We start from the raw sequence: 570 nt of genomic DNA on the forward strand, positions 1-570 counted from the left end.
GAGTAGTTTTGATTCCCGATAAAGAGTTGCATTGTTGCCTCCATGCCAAATGGTGTTGTTATTAATTAAAGCGTGAAATCACAATATCTGATTGTTTTATTTCAAACTAACGGATAGTTTTGATGGGATACTTCAACAAAAACGATGGATAGAAAAGAATATGGATATTGACGCGCTGCGCAGCTTTCTTGCGTTTGTTGAAACAGGTAGCTTCACTCGTGCTGCAAAACAAATCAATCGCACCCAATCCGCGTTTAGTGCTCAAATGCGAAAGCTTGAAGATGAACTCCATGTCAGCTTATTCGAAAAGGAAGGTCGCAACCTTGTACTGAGCGAAGCGGGTATGTCACTACGAGCGCATGCAGAGCAACTCGTAAGTTTGCACAATCAAGCCGTCAAGCAAGTAAAACGCTACGAAAACAAACGCCCACTGCGTTTAGGATGTCCAGAAGACTATAACGATAGTCTGCTGCCTAAAGTCATCCGCGTATTGCAGCAAACCGAACCGACCTGCTCTATCCAGGTGTACAGTGAGCCAAGCGTGACGCTCCGCGAATGGCTAGATGAAGG

At 44.6% G+C, this 570-nt stretch carries 1 protein-coding gene; it reads left to right on the top strand.

What is annotated here, in order from left to right:
• Positions 1–160: 160 nt before the first annotated feature.
• Positions 161–570 (top strand): LysR family transcriptional regulator (locus R7Z50_RS29700; RefSeq protein ID WP_318150042.1); only part of this gene is annotated, 410 nt, incomplete at its 3' end.

This window comes from Vibrio sp. 1249-1, assembly GCF_033340495.1.